An 8,842-nucleotide genomic window follows, 5' to 3' on the forward strand; every position below is an offset into this window, starting at 1 on the left:
TGACATCTTTGATTTGATGAGCGAGTTGTCGGCTCAATTCAGTTCTTGCCTCAGGAATCATCGCCGCTCGCCGCTGCAAATATTCTCGAATCACAGCAAAGTCTTCTGGCAACATACTAGCCAAATCAGCTTCACTCAGTAGCTGAGTCGCCAAAGTTTCTGCTTCCTTGGATACTGGAAAACTTGAGGAGACAACAGGTCGTTCTTCTTGAATTACGAGAGTTCCCGCCACCAAATCTCCCAAACGCTTTTCTCGCTTGCCAAACACGATGAAAAATACGCCCAAAAAAAATAAGTCGTCAACAGGCCGTAGTAAAGAACGAAGCGTAGATTGTTGTAGGCTGACGGGTCTACCATCATCGCGAATTACGCGAATTTTTACAAAGCGCTTACCCGGTGTTTGACCCTGCCATAGGGTTTCAAAAATAACGAAGTAACCGACATAAATAAAGAAAGTAATTAATAGCTGAATGGCCACTAACCAAAGTCTTAGTTGCTTGCTACTACCAACAAAATTTTCGATAGCCTCTAGCAGTTGATTAGAGAAGATGGCCCAAGCAATGAAAAACCCAATTAGGATGAGGCTCCAAACCAAATAATCAATTAACAGGGCATAAGCTCGGTTGCCGATTCCTGCTAGGGTAAATTCCAGTTCAACGCTTTCTGGAGTTTGGAGTGTGACTCGGTTAAAAAATCGCATGACAGTTGAGCAAAGCTGAAGGAAGGAATTTGACTATTCTTTAAGCTTCGCATTTAACACGAAGTGTGTCAGCTGATGAAGGTAGGTAGCTACGGCCATGCCGAGGCGTCCCAACTCTACTGGAAGAACGACGCAAACAACTTGTATGTAAAGGATAGGAATACCAACGTCACCAGACTCTTGCTGAGCGCTTTTAGGGCGATTGCCAATCGCGTAACTGCAATCCCAATCCTTCGCGACGACTGCGAACGTCATAGTAAACAACAGCTTTGATGGCCTGCCAGAAGGGCATAATCACAGCCCCACCTGCAAAACTGAGTACCAGGGAAATGATATACAAAGTCCAGTAAGTTGTAGAACCTTGTTCCATATAGCTCAGTGGTATTTGAGGCAGATAGCTAGTGATTAACACAATGGGAAGTGTCACCAAAAAAGTAACTAAAAATACGCCTTGGATGCGAAATGCAGAGGTTTGTGTTAATTCCCAACTTCTACCAATGCTGGGAATAACTTGACTTTCCTCTTCTACGGCTAATATCACCTCTACTAACCATAAGCGCGAGTAAAACCAACTTAGACCAATGAGTACGATGAAAACGGCAATTATCACAGAAATCATTGTACCAAATGTAGGATTTATCAAGCTTAATACAACCCCTAATATACCCGCGACAATCAAAGCAACAATCCCACATATTATATAGAATGCCAATAGGAGCAGACCTACCAAAATAGCCTGAAATAAAAAAGACCAGTTCCTTGAATTGAGTTGGCTACGACCCATATTAACGGTTTCTGGTTTATCGATCAATTCACCAAAACCTAAGCGGGAAATTAAGGCAGAGTTTGTCAGGTATTGGGAGAAGCAATAACAGAAAATTACTAACCACAGGGGCATAATCAACCACAAGGTAGAAAAACCTAATGTTTGACTAACAAACAAAAAGACGAGAGGTATGATTAGGACAAAGGGCAGTACTACCCACAACGTAGCAAATAGAGCCACGCTAAAATAGGGTTTCAAATGAGAACGGTAGAGACGTAAACCCGTACTGACGACATTGCCAACACTGAGAGGCCCGATGGGTTTGAGAGAACTCGGATTGATAGACACGGCTAGACTCCTCCTGTTGTGGAAGGCGAAATAAGCTTATCTTAGCGGTGTCTGGAAGAGTCTCTCAGGAAAGTTTATGAATATTCAATCTTAAAATGAATGCTGGTGATAGCCATTTAAACAGAGGATGCGACAGATCATAGATTGAAGCCATTGCCTCCAGAAGGCTTGTGCAATCCCAAATTCCAAATCCAAAGTTGAGCTTAGGACTTAATTCAGGGATTCAGGGGAACCTGCATCACGTATCCGCAAACCCAAACCTTCCTGACGAGTGCGAATATCATAGTAAATAACTCCTTTAATGGCTTGCCAAAATGGCATCATTAGTGTTGTTCCTACTACTCCGAAAATTATGCCCAACAAACCCATCAAGAAAAAGGAAGCCAGAATTACATCGGATGAAGAAGAAGTCGAAAAAAATGCAATGAGCATAAAAACGGGTACAAGAGTGAGCAATACTATAGGTAACGTAATTAAACTGGCTACTAGAATAATGACTTGAATCCGGATAATAAATGGCTTAGTTAATTCCCAGCTACGACCAATCGAGTTTGTTGAATTCATATTGCTCTCTATTGCCAAGGGTAACTCTGCAATAAAAAAATGAGAGTAGCACCATAAATAAATAATGATTCCCATAAGCCTTGCCACTATGTCTAAGATGATAAGAAGGGGGCTAATTCCGGAATTTGAGCTAGAAATCATTCCCAGACTTAAGACAGGTAGGAAGACAATAATACGCAACAGGATAGATAAGAAAATATAAATTCCAAAACTTATCAATCCAATTAATATTTGTGCTACCCAATAACTCCAAAAACGTTGTTGAACATGAGTGCGTGTTGTACTCAAAGGCTCTGGTTTATCAACCAATTCTTTGTAGACTTGGCGTGAAATTATAGCCTGAATTTGACAATTTTTTGCCCACCCATAAATTGGAATTAAAGACCACAATAAAGCTTTAATAGCTAGACCAAAATATGACTTGAAATGATCGCGGTAGATGCGTAGGCCAGCACTGACGACGTTCCCAACACTGAGCGACCCCGTTGGTTGGCGAAGGATCGGATTCTTGGACATGAGACAATTTCTCCAGTTGCTTGAGGCGCAAACGCAAATATTACCGATATCTTACGCTAGGACTAGCAAACGCTCCGGGTAAATTTTATGAATATTAAGCGATGGATTGCGCGGCGAGAACCAAACTGGCAAAGATTAGATGCTCTTCTGAGGCAAGTGGAGAAAAAAGGACTTAAGTCGTTGAAGGCCGCTGAAATTAGGGAACTAGCTAGCTTATATCGCTCTGTTTCGGCGGATTTGGCGAGGGCGCGAACCAACCAAGTAGGAATTATGTTGGTGCAAGACTTGCAGCAGCTGACTTCTCGCAGCTATAGCCAGATTTATCAAGGTTCACGCCGTCAGGAATGGCAGGCGGTGATGGAGTTTAGTCGCTGGGGTTTTCCTGCTATTGTACAAGAGACATTCGGCTATACAGCTGTGGCGACAGCAATTTTTCTACTAGGGGCGCTAATTGCCTGGTGGTTTTCCTGGCAAGATCCAATGTTTATGTCAATGGTTGTGCCCGAAGAATTGATTGTGAAAGTGCGCGATCGCCACGAATTGTGGATGGGGTCGATTTTGGGAAGAGAACCCGTGGAATCCAGCAATATTATGATTAATAACATATCAGTGAGTTTTAAGGCCGTTGCTGGAGGTATTACGGCAGGTGCTTTCACCGTCTTCCTCCTAGCCCTCAATGGAGTCTTAATTGGTGCAGTTGCCACATTAGTAGGACAAAATAACTTAGCTTATCCCTTCTGGGCGTTCGTGTTTCCTCACGGTTCCCTGGAATTGCCTGCGATTTTCTTAGCGGGTGGCGCTGGTTTACTCATCGCTAAAGGGATGCTTTTCCCTGGTGAATACACCCGCGTTGAGGCGCTGAAATTCTATGGTTATAAAGCGGCTCAGTTAGTGTTCGGCATTGTCCCGATGCTGATTCTTGCGGGTACGATTGAGGGTTTTTACTCACCCAGCCTAATCGTTCCCAATCCCCTCAAGTATCTCGCGGGAATCGGACTATTTACATTGTTGGTGATTTATTGCAGCCGAAAAAAACCGACTGATAGCATTTTGGATTTGGGACTTTAGATTTTGGATGCACAAGCATTCTGGAGGCAAGAGTTTCAATCTATGATCTGTCGCATCCTCTATTTAAATTGGTATCAGTACACCTCATCCTAATAGTAGAAGTGTACTTTTCATAGCACGCCTAATATAAAACCATAGAAATAGAGGCGCAGTTTTACCTGCGTTTGAAGTCATGGATTATAAATACAGATGGAAAAATGGCGCTCCGCCAACCCGCGATGAAGCAGCAAGGAGCCAATCTCTGCTAGATGAAAGCCAGTTTGAGAGTGCAGAAGACCGGAAGCTAGCAGAGGATAGCGCTCGTAAGCATTTGGGCGTACCTACGCGAGTTCCAGACGACGATCTTCCTGTACTGCCCATCGCGGCACCACCAAATAATGAGGCTGTTTGACGCACTCCTGTGCCGTTCATGCGTGAGGATTCTGGGTTCAAACAATAGTTGCTGTTCATACCCGTCTTACGCTATCGACGCCAATGGACAACGAGAGAGCCCATACTTTGATCATAAATTTGTACGCCCGTCGATAGCGGGGCTTTAAACCCGTGATGTTTTGGTAAAAACCAACGGCTGCTCATCCCCCTAAAGACGTGGAAGTAAATACTGGCTCTGGGATGAGGATGAAGCAGGAAAGGGATCGCTATTGTGTAGAAATCTCAACAAGTCTACTCGTTTTAATGAGTACCATGAGCAATCTACCTAATCAAGTACCAAAGTTCTTTGATAGCGACTCAACGGGTGGCGCTGGGCTTTGGCAATATATACAATCGTTGCATCCTGAAGCGATCGCTAAACTCTCAGAGCCTTCCTTTGAAGCAGCTAAGGTAATAGAAAGCAACATCATCGGAATGTTAGGAACATTACCTCCTGAATCCTTCGAGGTGACGATTACAACGAGCCGTGAATACCTTGGTCAGCTCCTTGCGGCAGCTATGATCGGCGGATACTTTTTGCACAATGCTGAACAGCGTTTGGCGTTTGAAAAGTCGATGCAGGTTGCTGAAAACCCATAACTTCTCTGGCTCAACAAAGAATTTTTTGTTGAAACTGGACATTTACAAAAATAGATTTTTGGTATGTTTTGCTACGCTTTCACCCCCTCAAAAGAATCCCCCGTCTCCCAGCCGGGGGATTGTCCCAAGAGTCCTTTGCCAAGGACGAATAACTAATGACTAGTAACCATTAAACAGCTTGTGGTTGAGCTTGGGGCTGGAACTGGAACAAAGAGTACACCACATTGCGCCGGATGTCAATCATCATCTCCAAGAAGGTTTCATATCCCTCCTGCTTGTACTCAATCAGAGGGTCTTTTTGTCCATAGCCGCGTAAACCCACAGACTCGCGCAGAGCATCCATCGATTGTAAATGCTCCCGCCAGAGGGTGTCGATTTGCTGCAAGATGAAGAAGCGTTCGGCTTGTCGCATCAATCCTGGCTGAATTTGATCGACCTGGGCTTCCTTGAGGTCGTAAGCTTTACGAACTTCTTCGTGCATAAAGGTTTTGATTTCGCCTACAGTCATGTCATCTAGATGCTGTGGCTCTAGGTCTTGGAGTAAGTAGACGAATTCCTTCACCTTGGCAAGCAACTGATCTACTTGCCACTCTTCCGGGGGTAAGTCAGGGTTAACGTAGGCTTCGACAATGTCATCCATTGTCCGTTCGGCATACTGGATGACCTGTTCTTTGAGGTCTAGCCCTTCGAGCACTCGGCGACGTTCGGCATAAATCGCCCGTCTTTGGTTGTTCATCACCTCGTCGTACTCAAACACCTGTTTCCGGGTGTCGTAGTAGAAGGTTTCGACTTTTTTCTGCGCTCCTTCTAGAGAGCGGGTGAGCATCTTGGACTCAATAGGCATATCTTCCTCGACGCGGAAGGCATTCATCAATCCTGCCACGCGATCGCCCCCGAAAATCCGCAACAAATTGTCTTCCAAACTCAGGAAGAACTTGGTCGAACCGGGGTCACCTTGCCGTCCCGCACGTCCCCGCAGCTGGTTGTCAATCCGCCGCGATTCGTGACGTTCTGTACCAATCACATGCAAACCGCCGAGTTTGACCACCTCCTCATGCTCACGGGACGTAAGCTGTTCATATTCTTTGCGAATGGCTTTATAAACCTCCCGCAACTGTTGAATCACCGGGTCATCCGTCGGTGCCTTTTCTGCGGCCACCGCTATCTTTTCGTCGGCTTCTAGCTCTGGCAGACTTCGCTCTCCGTACCGCTTCACCGCAAAATTCACCGCGTCTTTGAGCAGTTGTTCCGTTCCCTTGGACAGTTCTGTGGGGAAAATCTGTGGGCTGACTTTCCATGTTTTTACCTTTTTTCCAGGAGCAAACCCTTGCGCGGGTGCTCGCCCACCCGCTCCTGGTACCGCCATCGGAGCCAAAGCATCCTCTTGTTCTGGCATGACAATCTTGGGCATGAAGTACTCCCGCAACTTCAGTCGCGCCATGTAGTCAGAGTTACCACCCAAAATGATGTCTGTCCCTCGTCCCGCCATGTTCGTGGCGATCGTCACAGCGCCTTTGCGACCGGCCTGGGCGACAATCTCTGACTCCCGTTCCACATTCTCAGGACGGGCGTTGAGCAATTCATGAGGGACAGCTCGTTGCCTCAACAAACCTGAAAGCAGCTCTGATTTTTCTACACTGGTGGTTCCGACCAGAACTGGGCGTCCCTCTTCATGCATCTGGGCACATTCTTCAGCGATCGCCTGCCATTTGGCTGCCTCAGTCTTGTAAACTACATCTGACAAGTCACCCCGTCCAGAAGGTCTATTGGTGGGAATAATCGTCACTTGCAGATTGTAGATTTTTTCAAATTCCGCCTCTTCTGTCTTTGCCGTACCCGTCATTCCCGCTAGCTTGGGATACAGCAAGAAGAAGTTTTGATAAGTAATGGTGGCGAGGGTTTGAGTTTCATTCTGAATTTCTACGTTCTCTTTCGCCTCAATCGCCTGGTGCAAACCATCACTCCAACGGCGTCCAGCCAGCACCCGCCCGGTAAACTCGTCCACAATCACCACCTCTCCGTTGCGAACAATATAGTTCACATCGGCGAGAAACAATTCCTTGGCCTTAATCGCGTTGAATATATAGTGCGCCCACGGGTCTTCTGGGTTATACAAATCCTGGACTTCTAAGAGCTTCTCCGCTTCGGCGAACCCTTCATCTGTTAACAGAACGTTACGCGCCTTCTCATCTACTTCGTAATGTTCTTCTTTTTTGAGAGCTCGCGCAATCTGTGCCGCCTTCAGGTACTTTTCTGTAGGTCGCTCCACCTGCCCGGAAATAATCAGTGGCGTCCGTGCCTCATCAATCAGTACCGAGTCTACTTCGTCGATGACGCAGTAGTTGAAGGGGCGTTGCACAACATCTGCCATGACGGTTGCCATGTTATCACGCAGGTAATCAAAGCCCAATTCACTGTTTGTGGCATAAGTAATATCACAGGCGTAATTGCGCTGACGCTCGGCTGGCCCCATGCCGGATTGAATTAGCCCGACACTTAACCCTAAGTAGCGGTGTACCTGCCCCATCCACTCGGCGTCTCGACGGGCTAGATAGTCGTTGACCGTAACAACGTGGACACCCTTACCCGTCAGGGCATTTAGGTAAGCGGGTAGAGTGGAAACCAGGGTTTTCCCTTCACCGGTTTTCATCTCAGCGATTTGTCCTTTATGCAGGACAATACCCCCTAAGAGCTGCACATCAAAGTGGCGCATTCCTAAGACTCGACGCCCTGCTTCCCGTACCACAGCAAAGGCTTCCGGCAACAACTCGTCCAACACCTCGGCTCGTTCGCGATCGCTTGTGGCTTTGGCTAGCTTCTGTTGAAATTCTGCTGTTTTGCCTTTGAGTTGATCGTCCGATAGCGCCTGGATCTCGTCTTCCAGAAGGTTAACATCAACAACGTAAGGCTGGTATTTTTTTAATTTGCGGGCGTTGGGGTCGCCGAGTACGGTTTTTAACATATCAGGAGATGTTTATTCACTAAGTTCCAGGGTAGAGGTTAGAGCGGCAAGACTCTAAGCAAAAGGGCAGAGTTAATTATTAGATTGAAATCTTTTTACAGTCTTTAGTTCCTATTTGCTGACCACCGACTGTCACCCTTGGGGGGTACATTGTTATCCTATCACTTCCCCTAAGATTGAGGCGGTACGGGGATTTGGGCAAAGACTGGGGGGTTGTCGGGGTAAACTCTATCCTATGGGGGTCGCACTCTCACCTTTGAGTCGGTGCGTTACGCTGCTACTAAAGCCGCCTACACCATTGGCGAATACATTCTCAGGGAAGGCGTTAAGGTGATGACTGAGCGACCGCACCGTCCTGCAATCCTCAAACCCGATGAATCCTATACATTCCGCAGCTACTTCCTTATGAAGTTTGCTCCAGCCGATATCCTGCGGGAGTTAGGGGCAACATTGACCAAAGCCAAGCTCAATTTACCGACCGCGTCTTCAGTACAACTTATCCGACTTCCCGACTTACGCCAGCGTATTGAAGATGCCATCACCCGCGTCAGCTTAACCAGCGAAGCAGCACGCCGGGAAGTGCTGATCGCCCCCATCTTACTAGAAGTCGCAAAAATTGCAGAGGCAAACGTCAATATTGAGTACCCCATTGAGGTGAACCAATACCTAAAAGGAGAGTTGGATTATTATCTTCAGTCACCACACTATCTCCTAGTGGTAGAGGCCAAACAAGCAGACTTAACGCGGGGATTTACCCAGCTAGCGGCTGAGTTAATTGCTCTGGATAGTTGGGTAGAGTCAGATGAGCCTATCTTGTATGGTGCTGTGACAACTGGGGATATCTGGCAGTTTGGTAGTTTTCACCGCCAGAATCAGGTAGTGACTCAAGATTTAATGCTGTATCGGG

General features: G+C 46.6%; 8 protein-coding genes. 4 read left to right on the forward strand and 4 right to left on the reverse strand.

The features are described from left to right. The 3 genes from V6C93_RS20035 to V6C93_RS20045 form a co-directional block, all read right to left on the reverse strand. The coding region (locus V6C93_RS20035) for an RDD family protein (protein WP_333478437.1) at positions 1-700 on the reverse strand (700 nt) is incomplete at its 3' end. Between the two features lie 193 nt (positions 701-893). Further along, a complete protein-coding gene (locus tag V6C93_RS20040; RefSeq protein WP_333478438.1) occupies positions 894-1,814 on the reverse strand; it encodes a hypothetical protein in 921 nt (306 codons plus the stop codon). A 210-nt stretch (positions 1,815-2,024) separates the two neighbouring features. Then, positions 2,025-2,894 (reverse strand): hypothetical protein, encoded by an 870-nt coding sequence (locus tag V6C93_RS20045; protein WP_333478439.1) that lies wholly within the window; start codon positions 2,892-2,894, stop codon positions 2,025-2,027. A gap of 87 nt (positions 2,895-2,981) precedes the next feature. Here V6C93_RS20045 and V6C93_RS20050 point away from each other — a divergent pair, with 87 nt between their 5' ends. The 3 genes from V6C93_RS20050 (at position 2,982) to V6C93_RS20060 (ending at position 4,973) form a co-directional block, all read left to right on the forward strand. Continuing rightward, the gene (locus V6C93_RS20050) at positions 2,982-3,962 is read left to right on the forward strand and encodes a stage II sporulation protein M (protein ID WP_333478440.1); all 981 of its coding nucleotides are present in this window, start codon (positions 2,982-2,984) and stop codon (positions 3,960-3,962) included. A 172-nt stretch (positions 3,963-4,134) separates the two neighbouring features. Then, positions 4,135-4,353: a bromodomain-containing protein gene (locus tag V6C93_RS20055; RefSeq protein WP_333478441.1), complete on the forward strand. Its 219-nt coding sequence runs from the start codon at positions 4,135-4,137 to the stop codon at positions 4,351-4,353. A gap of 293 nt (positions 4,354-4,646) precedes the next feature. Beyond that, positions 4,647-4,973, forward strand: a complete 327-nt coding sequence (locus V6C93_RS20060) for a DUF760 domain-containing protein (protein ID WP_349262775.1) — start codon at positions 4,647-4,649, stop codon at positions 4,971-4,973. Positions 4,974-5,142: 169 nt separating this feature from the next. On the opposite strand, the gene secA is transcribed toward V6C93_RS20060, so the two are convergent. After that, positions 5,143-7,935 carry a preprotein translocase subunit SecA gene (gene secA / locus V6C93_RS20065; RefSeq protein ID WP_333478443.1) on the reverse strand — a complete coding sequence of 931 codons (2,793 nt, stop codon included), beginning with the start codon at positions 7,933-7,935 and terminating at the stop codon, positions 5,143-5,145. Positions 7,936-8,268: 333 nt separating this feature from the next. Between secA and V6C93_RS20070 the strand changes: the two genes are divergently transcribed. Beyond that, positions 8,269-8,842 (forward strand): hypothetical protein (locus tag V6C93_RS20070; protein ID WP_349262776.1); only part of this gene is annotated, 574 nt, incomplete at its 3' end.

The sequence above is a fragment of the Allocoleopsis sp. genome, from assembly GCF_036703385.1.
GTDB lineage: Bacteria > Cyanobacteriota > Cyanobacteriia > Cyanobacteriales > Coleofasciculaceae > Allocoleopsis.